General features: G+C 72.7%; 20 protein-coding genes. 9 read left to right on the top strand and 11 right to left on the bottom strand.

Annotated elements, in window-relative coordinates; genetic code table 11:
- Positions 1–53: 53 nt before the first annotated feature.
- The 3 genes from ABH937_RS18420 to ABH937_RS18410 all read right to left on the bottom strand — a co-directional run bounded on the left by ABH937_RS18420 (position 54) and on the right by ABH937_RS18410 (position 3556).
- Positions 54–638, bottom strand: a complete 585-nt coding sequence (locus ABH937_RS18420; protein WP_280691975.1) for a hypothetical protein — start codon at positions 636–638, stop codon at positions 54–56.
- Entirely contained in the window at positions 635–2146 is a 1512-nt protein-coding gene (locus ABH937_RS18415) for an alkaline phosphatase family protein (RefSeq protein WP_370218849.1), read from the bottom strand. The genes ABH937_RS18420 and ABH937_RS18415 overlap by 4 nt, the downstream gene beginning before the upstream one ends.
- Positions 2147–2254: 108 nt before the next feature.
- On the bottom strand, positions 2255–3556 hold the full coding sequence (locus tag ABH937_RS18410; RefSeq protein WP_280691973.1) for a glycosyltransferase: 1302 nt from the start codon (positions 3554–3556) through the stop codon (positions 2255–2257).
- A gap of 288 nt (positions 3557–3844) precedes the next feature.
- Here ABH937_RS18410 and ABH937_RS18405 point away from each other — a divergent pair, with 288 nt between their 5' ends.
- Together ABH937_RS18405 and ABH937_RS18400 are read left to right on the top strand one after the other, a co-directional pair.
- Entirely contained in the window at positions 3845–4639 is a 795-nt protein-coding gene (locus ABH937_RS18405) for an endonuclease/exonuclease/phosphatase family protein (protein WP_280691972.1), read from the top strand.
- Between the two features lie 527 nt (positions 4640–5166).
- Positions 5167–5556 carry a transglycosylase SLT domain-containing protein gene (locus ABH937_RS18400; protein WP_280691971.1) on the top strand — a complete coding sequence of 130 codons (390 nt, stop codon included), beginning with the start codon at positions 5167–5169 and terminating at the stop codon, positions 5554–5556.
- Positions 5557–5623: 67 nt separating this feature from the next.
- Here the strand turns inward: ABH937_RS18400 and ABH937_RS18395 are convergent, their stop codons facing one another.
- The gene (locus tag ABH937_RS18395) at positions 5624–6274 is read right to left on the bottom strand and encodes a DedA family protein (RefSeq protein ID WP_280691970.1); all 651 of its coding nucleotides are present in this window, start codon (positions 6272–6274) and stop codon (positions 5624–5626) included.
- A gap of 87 nt (positions 6275–6361) precedes the next feature.
- Positions 6362–7939, bottom strand: coding sequence for an MFS transporter (locus tag ABH937_RS18390; protein ID WP_280691969.1), 1578 nt, complete (start codon positions 7937–7939; stop codon positions 6362–6364).
- A 351-nt stretch (positions 7940–8290) separates the two neighbouring features.
- On the opposite strand from ABH937_RS18390, the gene ABH937_RS18385 reads away from it, so the two are divergent.
- The 3 genes from ABH937_RS18385 (at position 8291) to ABH937_RS18375 (ending at position 11269) form a co-directional block, all read left to right on the top strand.
- A complete protein-coding gene (locus ABH937_RS18385; RefSeq protein ID WP_280691968.1) occupies positions 8291–8692 on the top strand; it encodes an SHOCT domain-containing protein in 402 nt (133 codons plus the stop codon).
- 176 nt (positions 8693–8868) lie between these two features.
- On the top strand, positions 8869–9780 hold the full coding sequence (locus tag ABH937_RS18380; protein ID WP_370218848.1) for a UTP--glucose-1-phosphate uridylyltransferase: 912 nt from the start codon (positions 8869–8871) through the stop codon (positions 9778–9780).
- A gap of 73 nt (positions 9781–9853) precedes the next feature.
- Positions 9854–11269, top strand: coding sequence for a PLP-dependent cysteine synthase family protein (locus ABH937_RS18375; protein WP_370218847.1), 1416 nt, complete (start codon positions 9854–9856; stop codon positions 11267–11269).
- 41 nt (positions 11270–11310) lie between these two features.
- Here the strand turns inward: ABH937_RS18375 and ABH937_RS18370 are convergent, their stop codons facing one another.
- Together ABH937_RS18370 and ABH937_RS18365 are read right to left on the bottom strand one after the other, a co-directional pair.
- Positions 11311–11829 carry a helix-turn-helix transcriptional regulator gene (locus ABH937_RS18370; protein WP_280691965.1) on the bottom strand — a complete coding sequence of 173 codons (519 nt, stop codon included), beginning with the start codon at positions 11827–11829 and terminating at the stop codon, positions 11311–11313.
- A 33-nt stretch (positions 11830–11862) separates the two neighbouring features.
- On the bottom strand, positions 11863–12282 hold the full coding sequence (locus ABH937_RS18365; RefSeq protein ID WP_370218846.1) for a CBS domain-containing protein: 420 nt from the start codon (positions 12280–12282) through the stop codon (positions 11863–11865).
- 273 nt (positions 12283–12555) lie between these two features.
- Between ABH937_RS18365 and ABH937_RS18360 the strand changes: the two genes are divergently transcribed.
- Both ABH937_RS18360 and ABH937_RS18355 read left to right on the top strand, forming a co-directional pair.
- The gene (locus tag ABH937_RS18360) at positions 12556–13062 is read left to right on the top strand and encodes a DUF5994 family protein (protein WP_370218845.1); all 507 of its coding nucleotides are present in this window, start codon (positions 12556–12558) and stop codon (positions 13060–13062) included.
- A 98-nt stretch (positions 13063–13160) separates the two neighbouring features.
- Positions 13161–14180 (top strand): MsnO8 family LLM class oxidoreductase, encoded by a 1020-nt coding sequence (locus ABH937_RS18355; RefSeq protein ID WP_370218844.1) that lies wholly within the window; start codon positions 13161–13163, stop codon positions 14178–14180.
- 42 nt (positions 14181–14222) lie between these two features.
- Here the strand turns inward: ABH937_RS18355 and ABH937_RS18350 are convergent, their stop codons facing one another.
- On the bottom strand, positions 14223–15437 hold the full coding sequence (locus tag ABH937_RS18350; RefSeq protein ID WP_370218843.1) for a S1C family serine protease: 1215 nt from the start codon (positions 15435–15437) through the stop codon (positions 14223–14225).
- Between the two features lie 417 nt (positions 15438–15854).
- Here ABH937_RS18350 and ABH937_RS18345 point away from each other — a divergent pair, with 417 nt between their 5' ends.
- Positions 15855–16124, top strand: coding sequence for a hypothetical protein (locus ABH937_RS18345; protein WP_280691960.1), 270 nt, complete (start codon positions 15855–15857; stop codon positions 16122–16124).
- 371 nt (positions 16125–16495) lie between these two features.
- On the opposite strand, the gene ABH937_RS18340 is transcribed toward ABH937_RS18345, so the two are convergent.
- Complete coding sequence (locus ABH937_RS18340; protein WP_370218842.1) at positions 16496–17323, bottom strand: hypothetical protein; 828 nt, start codon at positions 17321–17323, stop codon at positions 16496–16498.
- 72 nt (positions 17324–17395) lie between these two features.
- On the bottom strand, positions 17396–18214 hold the full coding sequence (locus tag ABH937_RS18335; RefSeq protein ID WP_280691958.1) for a DUF4118 domain-containing protein: 819 nt from the start codon (positions 18212–18214) through the stop codon (positions 17396–17398).
- A gap of 247 nt (positions 18215–18461) precedes the next feature.
- Between ABH937_RS18335 and ABH937_RS18330 the strand changes: the two genes are divergently transcribed.
- Positions 18462–19136, top strand: coding sequence for a hypothetical protein (locus tag ABH937_RS18330; RefSeq protein ID WP_370218841.1), 675 nt, complete (start codon positions 18462–18464; stop codon positions 19134–19136).
- A 121-nt stretch (positions 19137–19257) separates the two neighbouring features.
- Here ABH937_RS18330 and ABH937_RS18325 read toward each other — a convergent pair whose 3' ends face one another.
- A complete protein-coding gene (locus tag ABH937_RS18325; protein ID WP_370218840.1) occupies positions 19258–20307 on the bottom strand; it encodes a TIGR03617 family F420-dependent LLM class oxidoreductase in 1050 nt (349 codons plus the stop codon).
- Positions 20308–20540 lie beyond the last annotated feature (233 nt).

Below are 20540 nucleotides of genomic sequence, written 5' to 3'. Positions count from 1 at the left end.
TGCACCAAAGGGCGCCCATGGCTTCGCCAAATGTCCTTCATCCAGAGTCGACCTCAGTCCAGCTCGACCTCGAAGTCCCAGGTGGCGATCGGCTTTCCCGCCTGGCGCCAGGTCAGCGTCGCGTGCCCGGCGGCGAAGGTGCCCGAGAAGTGCAGCACCGCGTCATGCCCCGGGGTGGCCGTCGCCGCCGCGGCGTCGGGGGTGAGGGCGATCGGGTGGCTCAGCTCGTCGGTGGCGACCAGCGAGTCCGCGCTCAGCTGCTGACTGCCCGTCGGCACGCTCAGCGCCACGGTGATCGTGCCCGGCGAGCTGGAGTTCGGTGCGGCGCCCTGCGAGGGGGCGGCGTTCACGAGGTCGGGGCCGGTGGCGGTGATCCGGCCCTGCCAGCCGTCGAGGGCGAGTTGGACGGGATCGCCCATCGCGACCAGCTGCGCGTGACCGGGGGCCGCGGTGGGCACGATCGGACTCGCGGGCGGGGTCGGGATCGGCACCTTGCCGAGTGTCTTGACGGTGTCCTGCGGTCCGCCGCAGCCGGCGGTCAGGGTGAGCGCGAGCAGGCCGGCGGACGCGGCGCCGAGGATGCGGCCGAAGCCGCGCCCGAGGTGGGCGCGGCTTCGACTGGTGGAGCGGTGGGTCACTTGCCGGCTCCCGGCTTCAGGCTGTCCTCGGTGGCGGTGGCGCCGGTGAAGTCGGGCGTCAGCACGAGGGGCTGGTCCTGCGGCTGCTGGCCGGTGGCCGACCAGACGCCGTTGCTGCCCATGGCGGCGGGCTGCATCGCCTTGCCGCTCGGGTTGTTGTACACGTCGGGGCCGAACGGACGCAGGCCCGGCATGGCGGCGTAGCCGAGGTGGCCGTGGCCGTCGGTGCCGCCCTTGTTGACCCGGAACAGGTCCTCCATGCTGCGCAGCCAGGAGTAGTGGTTGTACGGCTGGTCGCTGATGGTGCCCGGCTTGATGTAGCGGGAGATCAGCAGCGAACCGGTGATGCCGCCACCGGGGGTGGTGTCCTGGCCGAAGGCCTGGTCGCCGGGCTGGGTGACGTTCGGGCCCGGCAGCTCGTTGCAGCACGCCACCACCGACTGCGCGGTGTCGGTCGGGGTGTTGAGCGTGGGGTCCGAGTTGCCGGTGTAGTCCGCGGTGGAGTTCCCGTAGAGCTTGTAGGGCGGGAACGCCTCGTCGAAGGTGATGTCGATCATGCCGCCGTCCTGGAAGGCCGGCGAGGCCATGATCTGCGGGATCCACTTCTGCAGGAAGAGGTCCGAGGCGTACAGGCCGCCCTGGTGGTTGTTCGGGTCACCGGAGCCGTTGTCGCCCTTGCAGGTCGAGTCGTGCGCGTCCGAGCAGTTGTCCGGGGTGATCCAGGAGAACGCCGGGGTGCTGTCCTCGCTCTGCAGGTCCTGGGCGAGGCCGCTGAGCGCCGGGTGCCCGGTCTGGGCGGGGCGGCCGTCCAGCGGCACGACCTGGGCGCACTCCTGCGGGTCGTCGATCAGCGAGTGGAACCAGGCGGTCGGGTTGTGCTTGGGCACGTACTGGTCCTGAGCGGTGGCGCCGCCCGGGTCCACCACGCCGCCGCCGGACGGGTCACCGGGGACGCCGCACTTGTACGGGTCCTCGCGGCCGGGCGTGTTGCCCATCTCCTGCATGTAGGCCTTCCAGCTGAGGTTCTTGTCGTCCAGCTGGTTGAAGAGCGTGTACACCGAGGAGGGGTAGACGCACCCGGAAGTGGCGTGCACCTGGCCGTCGGCCGCCGGGGTGCCGGGGGCGACGTTGGTGTACTGCGGGCAGTCGTTCTGGGTCTGCGCGTTCGGGGCCTGGCCGCTGACCGCGCTGACGTAGTTGTCCAGGCTGTAGTGCCCGGTGCCGTAGTACTGCCGCAGCAGCTCGCCGTACTGCGGCAGCGTCTTCCACAGGTAGCTGTTCTGGTTCAGGCCGGTGAACGAAGCCTCGTACGACTTGTTCTCCAGCATGATGACCCAGACGTGCTTGATCTTCGGCGGCTTGAAGCCGTGCGAATCGGCCGCCGCCGTGCCCACACCGGTGCCGCTGGCCAGTCCGGTGACGGCCAGGGCCCCGGCGGCCAGTGAGGCCGCGAGGCGCGGGCGGAGGCGATTCGTCGTCCGGCGGAGCCGGAGTCCCCTGAGTTCCATGGCTGACATGGTCGCGAGAATAGTACGCGTGTTCAGCCCTTCACAGATTAACGCTCCATGAACCCTGAGACCGTGTCCGGCGTCCCGGCTCGCACTCCTGACACAAGGTCAGGAGATCCGGCCCGAACTCGCGGCCGGCTCGGCGAGCGCCTCGGCGCCCACCGTCGCGCGGGCGGCCGACCGCCTGCGGCGCAGTCGCAGCACGCTCCGTTCGCGCGACCCCTCGCGTGCCTCCGGCGCCTGCTCGGGGTGGCGCTGACCCTGCTCGCGCCACGCCCGGCCCAACTCGGCCACCACGGCGGCGGCCTGCTGCCGCTCGGGCAGCGGCGGCAGGTGGACCCGGCCGCGGGCGGCCTGCCGGGCCAGCGCCTGGGACAGCTGCGCGGGGTCGCGCGGCCAGGGCGCCAGCCCGGCCTTGGCCAGGGTGGCCGCGTTCGCCCGACCGTGCCCGGACAGCACCTCGTAACTGACCGCGGGCAGGCCCGCGACCAGCGCCTCGGTCAGCGAGAGCCCGCCCGCGTTGTGCACCAGCACATCGGCGGCCGCCATCAGCGCGGGCACATCGGTGCGCCAGCCCAGCGCCACCACACCGGGCAGCGCCGCGATCCGCTGCCGCAGCCGCTCGTTGCGCCCGCACAGCACCACGGGCACGGTGTCCTCGGCGGCGCGCAGCGCCTGGACGGCGGACATCACGTCACCGAGCCCCAGCGAGCCGGTCACCAGCAGCGCCATCCGCCGCTGCGGCGGCACGCCGAGTTCGGCCCGCAGCGCCGCGCTGGCCGCCGGGTCGGGGCGCTCACCGAAGGCGGCGGGGGCGAGCGGCCCGGCCGCCGCCATCGGCACGCCGTACCGCAGGCTGCCCTCGGTGGCGGTGGCCCGGGTGACCGTCAGGTGCGCGTCGAGCCGGGGGTGCACCCAGAGCCGGTGCGGCGCGGGGTCGGTGAGGTAGCAGACCGTGGGCGCGGTCAGCGTGCCGTCCTCCTTCAGCATGCCGAGTGTCTGCGCGGCGAACGGGAAGGTGGTCACCACCACGTCGTAGTCCCCGGCGACCCAGCGCGCCGACTCCCGTGCGGCCAGCCGGCAGAGGTGCATCGTGAGGGAGCGCACCAGCGACTCGCGCTCCTCGCTGCGGAACAGCCACTCGAAGGCCCACGGCGTCCGGCTGGCGCTGAACTCGTAGCCGTCGCGCAGCAGGCGCTGGTAGCGCCGGGGCAGCGCGTCGAGGTAGTCGCGGCAGTCGGCCTCGACACCCTGCGCGGCCAGCCGCCGGACCAACTCGAACGCCGCGCCGTTGTGGCCGGCGCCGACACTGCCGGTGATCACCAGCGCGCGCAGCGGACCGGCCCCGACACCTGCGGACGGGGCGGCCGGAGTGCTGCCCAGCGAGGAGGCCTGCTCAAGTACCCGCATTGGATCGATCTTCCGCTCGACGAGGGGACTCGGCCTGGGCACGGCCGAGCGCGGCGTCCGAGCGGTGCCGATCCCGGCCGTCCGCTCGCGCCTTGTGCCCGTACGGTAGGAGGCCGCGACCGTGGCCGCCTACCGACTCGGGTGAGCGTTGAACGGCCACTGGGTGAACTTCGCCCGGCGGTGGGGCGGGAGCGCCGGGAGGGCCGGGAGGGCCTACGCTCGGCCCAGGTCGCCGCGATCGGGGCGCAGTCTGGGGGCGAGGGCAGAGTGACCGGCACGGTACGCCTGTTGACGTTCAACACGCTCTTCCGCGGCAGCGCCCGGGCCAGACTCCGCGCGCTCGGCGAGGTGCTGGAGCGCTCGGAGTACGACATCGTCTGCCTGCAGGAGGTGACGTCGGCGCGCAACCTGGCCGCGCTGCGCCGGGTGGCCCGCTCGTACCACCAGGTCGGCTACGCGCCCGCCTTCCCGATCGTCCGGGGCGGCCTGGTCACGCTCTCCCGACTGCCGCTCACCGGGCAGGAGTTCACCCTGTTCCGGCCGGCCCGGCCGGTCCGGCGCGAGTGGCTGATGCTCAAGGGGGTGCTGGTGACCCGCCATCGGGTCGGCGACCTGCCGCTGACGGTGGTGAACACCCATCTGAGCGCCAACCGCGACGACGACTGGTCCGCCGCGAACCGCTACACCCGGGTCGAGGCGGCGGAGCTGCGGCAGCTCGGCGGCGTCGTGCGGGCGGCGGAGCTCACCGGGCCCGCCGGGCCGCTGGTGGTCGCCGGGGACTTCAACGTCCCGCGCGACTGCGCGACGTACCGCGACTTCGTCCGTGCCACGGGGCTGCGCGACCTGCTGGCGGGACATCGCGAGCCGACCTACCGGCCGACGGCGCGCTGGCCGGATCCCCCGGCCATCGACCAGGTACTGCTCTCCGTGCCGCCCGCGCAGGCGGTGCGGTCGCGGGCGGCGGTGGTGCTGCGGGAGGCGGTGCGGCTGGCGGACGGACGGGAGGAGTACCTCTCGGACCACTTCGGCATCGGGGTGGAGCTGCGGTTCGGGCCGGCCGACGGCGCGGCTGAGCCCGGCTGAGCCCGGCTGAGCGCGGCCGGGCAGGCCATTTCTAGTGCCCCAGATCACTTCAAAAGGGACATTTCGCCCGGGTGCTCGGTGACGGTGCTCACGTGCCTTTCGCGTCTACTACGCCCGATCGTTGCCTGTTTTCGAGGTTTGGCGGGGTGGGTGGGGGTGTCGGTGGGGCGGCTGTCGGGGGTGTGGGTGTTTGTCCTGGTCAAGCGGGGGAGCGGACGTCTGAAAAAGGATGGTTTGGGGTGATTTGCGGGGGGTAGCGGTGGCGCTCGGACGGTCAAGTGAGGCTGGTTTGCTACGACGCGGCGTCGTAACAAGGGCTCTTGGCGGGGGTCTTGGGCCGCGCTAACAATGGCTAAGTCGCCAGCCGCGGTGCCCGGGTCCTCCGGGTGACGCGGATTCCGTCCGGCCCCCGCACTGTGCGGGGTCGCCTGGTGCCGCATTCCCTGATCGTCGGGCCACGCTGTGGCGTGCCCGCGGTCGTTACGGGGGATGGTGGCGCCCCCACCTGATTGAGGTCGAACTCCCCCATGCCCGTGATCACCACCCGCATGCGCAAGTCCGCCGCCCTGCTCGTCTCCGCCGCCGGTATCGCCGTGCTCGGCGCGGCCGTGGCCCCCAGCGCCGCGTTCGCCGAGACCCCGCAGTCGATCGCCGCCAGCATCGTGCCCGCCAACCAGCTCGCCTCGTTCGACCAGATCATCACCCACGAGAGCGGTTGGAACGTGACCGCCACCAACCCGTCCTCGGGCGCCTACGGGCTGGCCCAGGCGCTGCCGGGCAACAAGATGGCCTCGGCCGGCGCGGACTGGCAGACCAACCCCACCACCCAGATCAAGTGGGCGTACGACTACATGAACGCCCGCTACGGCAGCCCGAACCAGGCCTGGGACTACTGGCAGATCCACCACAACTACTGATCAGGCTCTGATCACCTGCTGATCAGCCGGTAGCGCCCCGCAGCACCCGCGAGCACGCGTCCCCTCCTCACCGGTCGGGGCGCGTGCTCGCGTCGTTCTTGCGCCGGGTGAAGAGCAGTGGCAGTGCCGACAGCACCACCAGCCCCAGCACCACCGGCAGCAGGTAGTTGTCGATCCCCGGCACCGAACTGCCCAGGGCGTAACCCGCCAGGATCGTGGTCTGTGTCCAGAGCAGCCCGCCGACCACCTGCCAGAGCGTGAAGGTCCGCACCGGCACGCGCAGGGCGCCGGCCAGCGGTGCGAGCACCGAGCGCACCAGCGGGATGAACCGGCCGAGCACGATCGCCTTGCGCTGGCCGTAACGTTCCAGCAGTTCCTCCGACCGCACGGCCGTGCGCTTCAGCCGGGTGCTGCGGCTGCGGGAGAGCAGCGCCTGACCGCCGTGCCGCCCGATCATGAAGCCCAGCTGCGCCCCGGCGATCGCCCCGACCGCCGCGCAGAGCAGCACCTGCCAGAGCGTGAGGTACGGGCCGTGGTGCTCGGCGGCCGTGGGCGCGGAGGCACAGAGCACCCCGGCAGGGAAGAGCAGGGTGTCGCCTGGAACGAAGAACCCCACCACCAGGAATCCGGCCTCGACGAAGGTCACCAGCAGCACCGCGAGCGCGCCGTAGGCGGCGAGCAGTGAGGAGCCGTTGGTCAAGTTGAGTGCCGAGGTCATCCGTCACCCCCGCCTGGCCGCGTGATCTTCTGCCCACTGTAGACCCGCAGGTCCGGCCGGGGCCCGCTGTCGCGCTGGTCCGTCCGCTCAGGCCGCGGTCTGCTCCGTCGTCCGCTCCGCCGGCAGCTTGCCGGTGAACGCGGCGGCGGCCACGGTGATCACGGCGACGGCCAGCAGCGCCGCCTTCAGCCCGTCCAGTTGGGCCCTGCGGTAGGAGTCGACCAACGCGGCCGCCTGGTCGGGTGGGACCGTGCTGGTCGCCAGCGCGGCGGCGACCTGGTCGGCGGGGATGAACTTGATCCCCGCCTCCATCCGGATCCCGGCCTCCTGACGCACGTCCGCCGAGATCTGCGGGTTGTCGGCGATGTCGTTGGTGAACGCGGTGGCCAGCGCGCCGATCAGGATCGCCCCGCTCAGCGCGGTTCCCACCGAGGAGCCCAGGTTCTGCGCGGTGTACTGCAGCCCGCCCACCTCGCTGCGATCCGCCCCGCCCACGCTCGACTGCACCACGTTGCCCAGCTGCGAGGCGAGCAGGCCCATGCCGAGCCCCAGCAGCGCCATGGCCAGCGCGAACGACACGTCGTCCAGCGACGGCTTGATCGTGCCGATCAGCCAGACGGTGGCGATCAGCAGCACCAGCAGCCCGATCCGCACCACCGTCCGCGGTGCGGCGAACCGGCCCAGGCGCGAGCCGCCGAGCGAGGCGACCAGCATGGTGATCGAGACCGGCAGCAGGCGCAGCCCGGTCTGGAAGGCGTCGAGGCTCTGGACCACCTGCAGATAGAGCGGAATCACGAAGAACAGACCCAGCAGGACCAGGTTCTGGCTGAAGAGCATCAGCAGCCCGGAGCGCAGCACCGGGATGCCGAACAGGCTGAGCCGCACCAGCGGATACTCCTGCCGCTGCTCCCACCAGCAGAACACCCACATGATCACGGCACCCAGCGCGAGGGCGAACAGCGTGGGGGAGTAGCCGAGCACGGTGAACGGCGGATTGCGCGGCTGCAGCCAGCCCCAGGTGCCGCTCTGCAGGACGGCCAGCACCATGAGTGCCAGCCCGACCACGGACAGCACGGTGCCGACCAGGTCCAGTGGCGCGTGCCGCTCCGGCGCCGGTTCCGGCGCGATCCACCGCATCAGCGCCACGATGGCCACCACCAGCACCACCTCGCCGGCGAAGACCAGCCGCCAGGTCAGGTAGGTGGTCAGCCAGCCGCCGAGCAGCGGTCCCACCGCGATTCCGGCGCCGGCCAGCCCGCCGATCACCCCGTACGCGACCGCGCGCTCGCGGCCGTGGTAGGCGCCGGCCACCAGGGCCGCGAGGGCCGGCAGCACCAGAGCCGCGCCGAGCCCCTCGATCACCGACCAGCCGAGCGTCAGCACCCAGAGCGTGGGCGCGACGGCGGTCAGCGCGGAGCCGACGCCGTAGATCACCAGTCCGGTGATGAACATCCGCCGGCGGCCGAACATGTCGCCGAGCTTGCCGCCGGTGATCATGAAGGCGGCCATCACCAGCGTGTAGAGCGTGATCACCGCCTGGATCGCCGTCACCTCGGTGTGGAAGTCCTCGACCAGCTGGCTGATCGACACGTTCATCACCGCGGCGTCCAGCACCATCAGGAACTGGGCCGTCCCCAGGACGATCAGCGCTCTCCAGCGGTACACCGCACCTCCACAGCTCGTGCCGACGACAGCAGCACCGTAGCAGTCGGTGATCTGACGGATGCACAGCGTGCTTGTCCGGCCGGGCCGTCCCCGGTCCGCCGTCTTGCCGACCGACCGCAGGAGAGGAGTATCGAACTAGGGCGCGTCTTCAAAGTCGCGTCGGATCGGTCCGCGGCGCGGGATGCCCGGCGTCGCGGACCCGGCGGGACTTTGAAGACGCGCCCTGGACGCGACCGGCGACTTCAGCACTTCCTGGCGGCTCGCCAGCGCACCCGCTGCTCGGCCGTCGACCCGCGCCCGCCCGCTGCGAACGACCTGCGGCGGGCGCCAGGCGACTCCGGGAGGATCCCCGTGAATTCCTATCCGCTGCTCAACGTCTTCTTCACCACCATGTGGATCTTCCTCTGGATCCTCTGGTTCTTCCTGCTCTTCCGGGTGTTCGGGGACCTGTTCCGGGACGACTCGGTCGGTGGCTGGGGGAAGGCCGGCTGGTCGGTGTTCCTGATCTGCCTGCCGTTCGTCGGTGTGTTCGTCTACCTGATCGTGCGCGGCAAGGGCATGGGCGCCCGTGAGATCCAGCGCTCGCTGGATGCCGAACAGGAGATGCGCACGTACATCCAGGAGGCGGCCGGCAGTACGGGCGGCGGATCGGCCGACCACGTCGACGCCCTGGCCCGGCTGGCCGAGCTCAGGAAGAGCGGTGACCTCACCGAGGAGGAGTACCAGAACGCCAAGCGCAAGGTGCTCGCCTGACAGCCGGCGTGCAGCGCCACGCGGGTCAACTCCCCGCCGTCGGACCACACCCCCGCGGGCCCGGGCCGCACCCGGGCCCGCCCCGGGGGCAGTGCCTGACCACCCGTCAACCTTGGTAGCGTCGAACGTCGTTGCGCCCTCCGGTGCGCCCGTACCCAGATCACGGGAGATGTCCGATGCCCCAGACCATCCGCCGCGCGGTGATCCCCGCCGCCGGCCTCGGGTCCCGCCTGCTGCCGCTGACCAAGGCCACGCCGAAGGAGATGCTGCCGGTCGGCGACCGGCCGGTGATCGAGCACACGGTCCGCGAGCTGATCGCCTCCGGGATCACCGACATCACCATCGTGGTCTCCGGTGGCAAGGGGCTGATCCAGGACCACTTCCGACCCAACCCCGCCCTGGTCGCCCAGCTGCGCGAGGCCGGCAAGACGGGGTACGCGGACGCGGTGGAGGAGGTCGGCGAACTCTCCCGGGCCGGCCACCTCACCTACCTCGACCAGCACGGCCCGTACGGCAACGGCACCCCCGTGCTCAACGCGGCCCGCAACTTCGGCGACGAGCCGATCCTGGTGCTCTGGCCCGACGACGTCTTCGTCGCGGAGGTCCCGCGCGCCCAGCAGCTGGTCCGCGCGTACGAGGCGACCAACTGCCCGGTGCTCGCGCTGATGCCGATGGACCGCGCGGACGCACCGCGCTACGGCGTCCCGGTGGTCAAGGAGGACCTGGACGGCGGCCTGCTGCGGATCACCGGCCTGGTCGAGAAGCCGACGCCCGAGGAGGCGCCCTCCGACTACGCCGCGATCGGCGGTTACGTGATCACCCCGGGCATCGTCGACGAGCTGCGCGAGCAGACCAACCGCTGGTACGAGCACCGCACCGGCGAGGTCTACCTGACCGACGCGATCAACGCCTACGCGGGCAGCCGCGCCGTCTACGGGCAGGTGATCCAGGGCAGCTGGTACGACACCGGCAACCCGCTGGCCTACCTGACCGCGCAGTTCGCCGCCGCGCTCGCCGACCCCGCCTACGGCCCGCACCTGCGCCGGCTGGCCCAGGACCTCGGGACGGGGGCCCCGGGGCCGGTCTGACGGTCCGTTCGCCACCTCCCGGCCCCGGCCGGATCCGCGGAGCGGCCCGAAGCGCTGCGGATAGTCTGCCGGGATGGACGTTCACGAATCGCTGCTCGAACTCATCGGCAACACACCGCTGGTGCGCCTGCGCACGCCCGGTGCGGGCCGCACCGCTCCCGTCTATGCCAAGCTCGAATACCTGAGCGCGGGCGGCAGCGTCAAGGACCGGCCGGGCCTGCGCATGATCGAGGAGGCCGAGCGGTCCGGGGCGCTGCGGCCCGGCGGCACGGTGGTCGAGGCCACCTCGGGCAACACCGGGGCCGGGCTCGCCATGGTGGCGGCGGCCAAGGGCTACCGGACCGTCGTGGTGCTGCCGGACAAGAGCAGTGCGGAGAAGATCGCCACGCTGCGCGCCTACGGTGCCGAGGTGGTGGTCCGCCCGGGCGGGCTGCCGCTGGAGGACCCGGAGCACATCGTGAACCTCGCCCGCCGGATCGCCGAGCAGACCCCGGGCGGTTGGTTCGCCCAGCAGTACGACAATCCGGCCAACCCCGACGCGCACTACCGGACCACCGGGCCGGAGATCTGGCGGCAGACCGAGGGCCGGGTCACCCACCTGGTCTCCTGCGTGGGCACCGGCGGCACGATCAGCGGTACAGGGCGCTTCCTCAAGGAGGCCAGCGACGGCGCGGTCCGGGTGATCGGCGCCGACCCCGCCTCCTCGGTCTACTCCGGCGGCGACGGACGCCCCTACTTCGTCGAGGCCGCCGGCCGGTTCCGCCACCCCGAGACGATCGACGACAGCTGGCCGGTCTCCTTCCACCGCGAGGTGGTGGACGAGCTCCTGCCGATCGCCGACCGGGACGCGCTGCTGACGATCCGTCGACTCGCCCGCGAGGAGGGCCTGCTGGTCGGCGGCTCGTCCGGCACGGCGGTCACGGCGGCCCTGCGGGTGGCCGCCGAACTCGGCCCGGAGCAGCTGGTGGTGGTGATGCTGCCGGACTCGGGGCGGCAGTACCTGTCCAAGTACTTCAACGACGACTGGATGCTGCGCAACGGCTTCCTGGACGGCGATGCGGCCCACCCGCTGGTCGGCGACGCCGTCCCCGCCGAGCTGCGCGAGCGCCCGCTGCCCTACCTGCACCACCGCAGCACGGTGGGCCAGGCGCTGGACGCGCTGCGGGCTCGCGCGGCCGCCGGCGCCGACCCCGTCCTGCCGGCCGGACCGGCCCCCGTCGCGCCCGGCCGCCAGCCGACCGCGCTCGAACTGCTCGGCGCGGCCTCGTTGGAGCAGCTGGCCGCCGCCCTCGCGCAGGGCAAGGCCGCACCGACCGACCCGATCGCCGACCACCTCACCGCGCCGCTGCCGCGATTCGGCACCGGCGAGCGCGCGGACGCGGCGCTCGCCGAACTGACCGCGGCCGGCTGCGACACCGCGGTGGTGGTGCACGACGGGCACGGTGTCGGCCTGGTCGGGGCAGCCGAACTCAAGGCGCTGCTGGGCTAGTTGCCGGGCGGCGGGGTGCCTCGGTGCTCCGCCGCCACGGGTTACGACTCGCCGCGCTGGGCCGCCCACTGCCAGAAGTCGACCATCATCCGCTCGTAGCGGATCCCGAACTCCAGCGCCTCGCGCTGCCCCCGGGTCAGCAGCCCGCCGACGCTCTCGGCGACCTCCTCGTAGCTGGTCAACGTCCGCTCGTGCTCGGTGAGTTGCTCGGGAGCCTGGACCTCGGCCCGGGCCCCGAACCAGAGCTTGAGGATGCCGCGCTCGCGTGCCTCGACCGGCACGAAGGTGGGGTCGGCGAGCCACTGGGCCAGCGCCGCCCGGCCCGCGTCGGTCAGCTTCATCTGCCGCCGGTTGCGCCCGCCCTCCTGCCGGACCTCCGACAGCAGGCCGGCCGCCGCCAAACGGTCGCACTGCGCGTACACCTGCGCGTGCGGCATCGACCAGAACAGCGCCACCGTGCGGGCGGCCTCGACCTTCACGTCGTACGGGCTGGCCTCGCCGAGCTTGTCGATGATGCCGAGGACCAGGAAGGAGGGCGTGGTCAGCCGGGTGTCAGCCATGCCGTGACGGTATCGTGCCGGTCGAGCCGCTGGTCACGCCGTGGGCACCGCCAGCAGGCCGGTGACACGGTCCGCGGTGAGCAGGCCGAGCGTGTAGCCGTCCTCGTCGACCACCGGCCAGACCGTCAACTGCTTGATCTGCATGGCGAGTCGGGCCAGCGCCAAGCCCATGCCGGGCCAGGCGAACGGGCCGCGCTGGTGGGTGGTGGCGCTGACCGGGGTGAGTTCGGTGTACCAGGAGCGGGTGCGGAAGGCGTGCAGGCCGCGCGAGGTCAGCACGCCCTCGCAGCGGCCGTTGTGGTCGCGCACCAGCAGGTAGCCCACATGGGCACTGCCCAGGATGTCGCTGGCCCGGTCGACCGTGCTGTCGTCGGATATCTGGTACTCGAGCGGTTCCATCGCGTCGGCGACCGTGAGGGCGCGCGCGGTCGGTGGAGTCTGGTGAATGGTCACGGTGTCACCGGTGCCTGCCTCCGGGCGAGCTGCGCGCTGCCCGGAACGTGCGTTCACCCAGAACGAGGCCGGAACGGTGACCGGGATACGAGATGCTCTGGACACCTCCAGGCTACTCCGCGCCGGCGTCGATCCCGGGGCCACGTCGACCCCGCGGACCGCCGCTGAGCAGTACCGTTGCAGTAACCGAGGACATGTCGCACACCGGTAATCGCACCGGTGTCGCCCTGGGTCATGATCGGTCCCCTGCACGGACCGGGCAGGCGGCTCCCGATGACACAGGTGCCCCTTCCTCCTCCCTACTCCCACGGCCCCTGGCCGGGGCTCGGCGTGCCCTCGCTGCCACGACTGGCGCTGGAGCCGACCCGGTCGCACGGCGGGATGTTCGACGGCGCCTGGTGGCCCCGCTCGACCAATCTGCGTGCCGAACTGCCCGACCTGATCACGGCGCTCAGCGTGCACCTGGGCCCGATCCTGCGGGTCGGCCTGGACACCGTCACCTGGGGCGCCGTCCCCCGCGAGGTGGCGGCGAACGGCCGGCTGGTCAAGGTCGGTTGGCTCACCACCAGCGACGACACGATCAGCCTGACCACCGACGCCGAGGACCACGTGCTGCTCCTGGTGGTGCCGCCCTGCACCGAACCGCGGATCGCGGCCGCCGCCCTGGCCGCCGCCGCCCGCACGGGCAACCACGCCTCGGCGGCCGAACTGCTCGCCTGGTCGGATCTCGGCGCCCAGGACTCGCAGGACTCGCCGGACTCGCGGGCGGCGAAGGACTGACGAGGCGGCCTAACGATCTGACGATCCTGGACCGACGAGCCGGACCGACCAGCGCCCGCCCGGGAATGCCGCTCGCGCAGAAAGGCGTTGCCGCCGACGTGATCAGCGCAACGGCACCCCTTCGCCTCTCCGTCCTGGACCGCTCCCGGATCCGGCAGGGCGACGGCCCGCCGCAGGCGCTGGGTGACACGGTGGCCTTCGCGCGGCAGGCGGAGCGGCTCGGCTACCACCGGTTCTGGGTGTCGGAGCACCACGGCGTGCCGGGGGTGGCGGGCTCGGCGCCCACCGTGCTGGCGGCGGCCGTGGCGGCGGCGACCAGCCGGATCCGGGTCGGCACCGGTGGCGTGATGCTGCCCAACCACCAGCCGATGATCGTGGCCGAGCAGTTCGGGGTGCTCGCCGCGCTCTTCCCCGACCGGATCGACATGGGGCTCGGCCGCTCGGTGGCGTTCACCGACGGCATCCGGCGCGCGCTCGGCCGGGACAAGGACGCCGCCGACCACTTCGCCGAGCAACTGGCCGAACTGCTCGGCTACTTCGACACCGCCCGCAGCGTGCACCCCGAGGTGCACGTGCGGCCCGCCGAGGGCCTGCGGGTGCCCGCCTTCGTGCTGGCCACGGGCGCGGGGGCCGACATCGCCGCCGAGGCGGGCCTGCCGCTGGTCATCGGTGGACCGCACGGGGCGGACGCGATGGTGGCCGCCGTCGACCGCTACCGCGCCCGGTTCCGCCCCTCCGCGCAGGCCGCGCAGCCGTACGTCGTGCTCTCCGGCACCGTGGCGGTCGCCGAGACGGCCGAGGCGGCACGGGAGTTGCTGGTCTCCGAAGCCTGGGCCGCCGCCTACTCCCGCACCCACGGCGAGTTCCCGCCGCTCGCCCCGGTCTCGGAGATCCTGGCCCGCTCGATGACCTCGCGCGAGCGCGCCGCCTACGACAAGGCGCTCGGCGGCCATATCGTCGGGACGCCGGATCAGGCCGTCGCCGAACTCCGCGCCCTCCTGGCGCTCACCGGCGCCGACGAGTTCCTGGTCACCACGAGTGCCCACGACCGGACGGCGCTGCTCGACTCCTACCGGCTGCTCGCCGAAGCGGCGGGCCTGGCGGCGCGGCCGACCTGAGGTCGCGGACCGCGCCGTCGCCCGCGCCGGGCCGGCCGGTCCTCAGTCGGCCGGGCCGCTGACCAGGGTGACCGTGCCGCTGTGGGACGCGCCGGCGGCGTCGGTCCACTGGACGGTCACCCGGCTGCCGGGGCTCTGGTTCACCATCAGGCTGGTCAGCGCGTCGGGGCCGGCGACGGTCTGCCCGTCGACCGCGGTGATCTGGTCTCCCTGGGCGAGACCGGCCTTCGCGGCCGGGGAACCCGCGACCACCCCGGCGACCAGCACGCCGTTGCCGGAGCCGCCGTTGCCGGAGCCGCTGTTGCCCGAACTGCTGTTGCCCGAGCCCGAATCCGTCGCGACCTCCACGCCGAGGAAGGCGGTCGGCCCCACGTGCACGTCCGTGCTCGGCTTGCCCGCCATGATCTGCTGGGCCAGCGGCAGCGCGGTGTTGATCGGGATCGCGAAGCCCTGGGTGACGGCCTGCGGGTCGGAGGTGTCGGAACCGGCGGTGTCGATGCCGATCACCGCGCCGGAGGAGTCGACCAGCGAACCGCCCGAGTCACCGGGCTGGACATTCGCGTCCACCTGGATCAGCCCGCTGAGCTGCTCGGCCGTCCCGCTCGCCTGGTCACTCGCCGTTATCGCCTGGTCAAGCGCGGTCACGCTGCCCGCCGCCGGCGTCGGCGTCTGGCCGGTCCCACCGGCGTTGCCGATCGCCGTCACCGTGTCACCCACGGCCACCTTCGAGGAGTCGCCCAGCTTCGCGGTCGCCAGCCCGGAGGCATCCTTCAGCTGGATCACCGCCAGGTCGCCGGTGCGGTCGTAGCCGACCACCGTCGCCGTGTAGCTGCGGCCGTTGCCCACGTCGGTCGCGGATATCGAGGTGGCGCCGTTGATCACATGGTTGTTGGTGAGCACCTCGCCGGTGGAGCTGAGCACGATGCCGGTGCCGGCCGCCTGCACACCCTGGTAACCGATCGTGATGTTGATGTTCACCAGCGTCGGATCCACCTGCGCCGCGATGCCGGTCGCCCCGGTGGAACCGTTCCCGCCGCCGCTCGCTCCGCCGTTCCCGCCGCCGGAATTCGGTGGAACGTACGGCGCCGTCGGGTTGGCCAGCGTGGGTCCGGGTGACGCCGACTGCTGCCAGAACGCCTGGTCCAGGCCGATCCCGGTCCCTACGGCCACGGCCACGCCCGCCAGCAGCACCAGCGAGGTGCGCCCCCGGTGCCGCCGCCGTGGTGGCGGCGGGTAGGAGCCGTACGGCGGCGGCATCGGGCCGGGTGGATACGGCGGCGGTGGCGGCGCTGGCCCGAACGGGTGAGATGGCGCCGGCGGCTGAGCCGGGGGCGGCCCTGGCCGCGCCGTCCCGGGTACGGGCGGCGGACCCCAGCCACCAGGGGGCGGGGCACCGTGGTCGGCACCGTCCCCGCCACCGGGTTCGGTCGGTTCTGCTGGTCCCTGATTTCCGCTCATGTCGGCCCCACCAGACGAAGCGAGTTCTGCCTCCCTCCATGATGCGAGCGATCGGCTTGAAGCACGTGAGTTGAGGATGAGCTTGTCCTTCAATCTCCGGCTCGCAGCCGCTGAGGCTCCCGGCGGCGGGCCGCGGTGGGCGGGGGGACGATGGAAGACGGCGCTCCCGGCAGCTGCCGGAGACCGCCGAAGGCAGCGGAAGCGGAGGTGGCGGTGATGGAGGAGCGTCTCGAACAGGGCTCGGCGAAGGTGCATCCGGCACGGGACGTGCTGCAGTCGATCGCCCAGGCGCCCACCTGGGCGGTGCTGTGGCTGGTGGGGGTGTCGATGGGGCTCGGCCTGGTGGGGGCGCAGGTGGGGACCCTCTGGGTGCTGGTGCTGTTCTCGATCGTCTGGGGCGTGACCGTGCTGGCGATGCTGGGGTGGGTGGCCCGCTGGTTCGTGCAGCACGAAGGGGGCGGGCGACACCGGCGGATGGCGCACTGACCCGGCCTGCGGTCGACGCGCTCGCGCTGCTGGAAGGCCGTGACCTGGCCCGATGAGCCCGCCCGGCCGTCCGACGAGCGGCGGAGTGCTAGCGAACCGTCAAGATCGGCTTGCCCGGCGCCAAGGGCGCATCAGGAAGTCCGGGAACTGATCAAGGGGCGCCTAGCGTTTGTCGAGAGGTAAGGCGCCGCCCCGTCCGTGGGGGACCGAGGCGGGGCCACGCCGATGAAGCTGCACCGGTTTCGGTGACCACCATCGGCGGCCAGGTGATGGGGTGGGGGCGCGCGTCCGGGGGAAACGGGTCGCGCGCCCCCGACACACCAGCGGTGGGTCGGCCCGCGAACTCGTCAGCCCGTCAGCCCGTCAGCCCGTCAGCCGGCCAGCTTCGCGATGATCTGCCGCAGCGCCCCGGCGCGGGCACTGCCCGTGGGGACCTCGGTCAGCACGGTGGCGAGTTGGCGGATCAGGTCGCCCGGCAGCGAGCCGGGGTCGACCACATCGGTGCCCGCGTCCAGCGCGCGAATCGCCCAGTACCGGCTGCTGCCCAGCGGCTCACGCCCGGCCACGGCGGTGAGCAGCTCGGCCAGCACCTCGGGGGCCTGGGCCACGGCGGTCTCGGGCTCGCCGAACACGCGGGCGTAGCCGGCCAGGCGCAGACCGGGGTCGGCGGAGCGCAGCGCGGCCAGCACGTCGAAGTCGGGCACCCTCGGGGTGACCACCATCATCGTGCCGAAGAGCCGGTCGACCTGGCGCGTGCGGGCCGCGCCGCTCGACATCGACTGCCGCAACTCGGTGTAGCGGGCGGCCAGCCGCTCGACGTCCGCCGGCGTCGCCTGCTCGATCGCGGCCTGCGCGCTGACCGCTGCCAGCGCGGTCCGTACGGCCTCGCCGGCCTCCTGCCGGGCCTCGTCCGCCTCCTGCCGCGCCTCGGCGGTCTCCGCCCGCAGCTGGCGGTACTGCACCTTGCCGCCGCCGGGGAACTCGATGCTCTCGATCAGCGTGCCCAGCCAGGGCAGCAGCGCGACCACCAGCAGCACCACGGTGATGGTGTCGATCTTCAGGTCGGGCCGCAGCACGTGGACCAGCGCGATGCCGAGCGCGGCGGTGCTGACCACCAGCGGGACGACCTGCCGCCGCGCTTTCGGCGGCAGGTCGTCCCGCTGGTGTGGCTGCTGTGGTTGCTCGGCTATCTCGGTCACGAGCAAAGCTTGGCAGAGCGCTCCAGGTGACAGGACGTCAGGCCCACCGCGGTAGGCGGGCCTGACGCCGGCTCAGGCCGCCTTCACCGGCCGGTGCAGCGAGTCCAGCGCGGCCCCCGCCTGGTCGGCCAGGGTGACGGCGACCAACCGGGCCTGGAGGGAGGGCACCGTGCCCGGGGTGGGTTCGAGCATGAAGCGGCCGATGTACTTGCCGTTGCCGAACATCCGCAGTTCCACGTCCTCGGCCGGCAGCCCGAGCCGGTCCGCGTCCCAGAGCCGGTGCCCGATCAGCACCGAGCCGTCGTGCTCCAGGCGCGGCGGGTGGCCGAGCAGCGAGCCGTACTCGAAGCGGCAGCCCCGCAGTTGGAGCAGCCCGACCAGCTGGTCGCGGACCTGGTCGACGACGGTCAGCGCCGAGTTCGCGCTGCGCGCCAGCACCGCGGTGTCCCGGATCTGGGCCAGGTAGCCGGCGTCGGTGATCGCCAGCACGCGGAACCGGCGTGCCCGGGCCGCGAGTTGAGAGACCGTCAGACCGACCGCCAGGAGCAGGACGGCGGTGGTCAGGTCGGCCGACTTGCTGATCGCGAACTGCTCGTAGGGACGGGTGAAGAAGAAGTCGAAGCCGAGCGCCGCCACCACCGCGGCGAGCGCCCCGGCCACCCGCCGACCGAGCGCGGCCACCGCGACCACCACCACGACCAGCAGCAGCGCCACGTTGGTGTTGGCCAGGTGGCCCCGGAGCGGGAGCAGGATCGCGCAGAGCGCTATCGGGGCCACCACGGCGGCGAACAGGGCGAGCCGGCTCTGGCTGACCTGGCGGTCGAGCTTCCAGCGGGAGAGCCAACTGGGACCGCGGGGACCGGGACTGTGGAGACTGGGACTGCGGCGCATCGCGCACCTCCTGCTCTCTGGTGTATGCAGGCCGGCCACGCCGCGCAAGCGGCACACGCTGCTGTTGACGCGATCTTTGCACTGTCCATGCCGAGTGGTTCAGGTACCCCGGGCACCCTTGCGCTTCGTCCACTGACCGGTACTGTCGGTAGCGGTGTGCCGGGAAGTCTGGTCGGCGTGAAGGTCGAGCATGCCCCGGCGAGTGCCCGGCGGCATTGCCGACAGGCCCTCAATCAGGGGAGGCGCCATGGGCGTCATCGTCCCGATCGTGCTCTTCGTCGCGCTGGTCACGCTGGTGCTGACCGCGCCCAGGTTCGGCCCGCTCCGCGACCGGCGCCGGACCGCGGCGATCGCCGCGGAGCTGACCGCGCGTCACGGGTTCCGGCCGAGCAGCGGGGACGGCCCCGACCTGGCCGGGCCGCCGTTCCACTACGGCAGCGCGCGGCGGCTGGACGCCGAAGTGACCGGCGGCCTCGACGGCCTGCCGCTGACCTCGGTCGGCTACCGCTGCCGGGAGAACGGTTCAACTCACTTCTACGGTGCGGTGCTGGTCAAGCTGCCCACCGCCGTCGAGTCGCGGGTCGAGGTGCGGCACGAGCCGGCCTTCCACTCGGTGCGGGTCGTCGAGCCGAGTCCCGGTGGCCGGCTGAAGAGCGGCGACGGGTGGTTCGACAGCCGGTTCGAGGCCTACGCCACCGACCCGCGCCTCGCCCTCGCCGTCCTCACCTCCGCGGGAGTCGACGTGCTGCGCACCGCCCCCGAGCCGTGCAGTTGGCGGGTCGAAGGCAGCGCGCTGCTGCTCTGGCGCTCCGGCGGCTGGCGCTCGGCGGCCTCGCTGCTCGCCTCGGTGCGGGCGGTGGTGGCCGCCCTCCAGCCGGCGCTGGCGGGCCCGGCCCTGGTCCAGGACGTCGAAGCAGGGTAGTGGACAACCTCTCTGATGCTCCGTCAGAGACTGATGATGGTCTCCGCCGGCCGGGCGATCCCCTCGGCCGGCGGGACCACCGGCGGACCGTAGGCGTGGTGCCCGGCGAGCGCCGGGTGGCTCAGCCCAGGGCCCGCACCGCCGCCAGGACCTCCAGGCCGAGCTCCGGGTCGGCCTGCTCGGGCTGGCTGACGGACAGGCGGGTGACCAGGCCGGCGTAGCGGTGGTGGATCTCCCGGGCGACCTCCTCGACCGTTCCCGTGACGGCGAAGGTGGTGAGGACCTCGTCGTCGATCAGGTCGGCCATCTGCTGCCAGCGCCCGCGCAGCGACAGGCGGTGCAGTTCCTCGTGCAGGTCCGCCCAGCCGTGCTGGGCGAGCACCGGGAGGTAGGCGGGCGTGGAGGCGTAGAAGGCCAGGCGCTCGCGCACGCCGGCCAGGTTGGCGCGCAGTTCCTCCTCGGTGCGGCCGGTCGCGGTGAGCACGCTGCCCGCGATCTCGAAGGGCCGGGAGGTCCAGGGGGCGCCCTCGGCCTCGGCCTGGGCGCGGGCGGCGGCGACGCCGGGGAGCACCTGCTCGGTCAGGTAGGCGACCGAGGTGAAGGGGTGGCTGACGAGGCCGTCGGCGACCGCGCCGGCCGTCCTGGTCATCAGCGGCCCGACGCCGGCCAGCAGGATCCTGGGCATCCCGGCCGGGATCGGGTCGGGCGCGAAGACCGGGGTCATCACGGTGTGCGTGTAGAAGTCGCCGCGGAACCGCAGCCGCTCGCCGGTCTGCCAGCTGTGCCAGATCGCCCGCACCGCGTGGACGTACTCGCGCATCCGCGCGGCCGGGCGGTCCCACGGCATGCCGAAGCGCTTCTCGATGTGCGTCTTGACCTGCGAGCCCAGGCCGATGACGGCCCGTCCGCCGCTGGCCGCGTGCAGACCCCAGGCCTGGTAGGCCAGGGTCATCGGGGTGCGGGCGAAGGCGATCGCGACGCCGGTGGCCAGCTCGATCGAGCTGGTCCGGTCGGCGGCGCGGGCCAACTGGAGGAACGGGTCGTACGCGGTCTCGGCGACCAGCAGCCGGTCCATGCCGCGCTGTTCGGCCAGTTCGGCGGCGGCCAGGATCCCTGCCGGGTGCGCGGAGGCGGGGGCGTCGAAGCGGAACGTGGCGTGCGGGCGGTCCATCTGCGGTCGGCTCCTGGTGCGGTGCGGTGCGGTGCGGTGCGGTGCGGTGCGGTGCGGTGCGGGGGTGGGGCGGTGCTGGCCTCGAGCCTGCCATGCCGGGAGGTCTCCCACGACGACACCCGTCGATCGGCGGGAGTGGCCCCGCCGATCGACTGGATCCGTCCGGGACTTGTCGAAACATCAGGTGACCGGCCAGTAGCTTTGTGACGTCATGCCAGTGAACAGGTGAAGAT

The sequence above is a fragment of the Kitasatospora sp. GAS1066B genome (genome assembly GCF_041262605.1).
Taxonomy (GTDB): domain Bacteria; phylum Actinomycetota; class Actinomycetes; order Streptomycetales; family Streptomycetaceae; genus Kitasatospora.
This window is presented reverse-complemented; position numbering and strand designations above follow the sequence as displayed.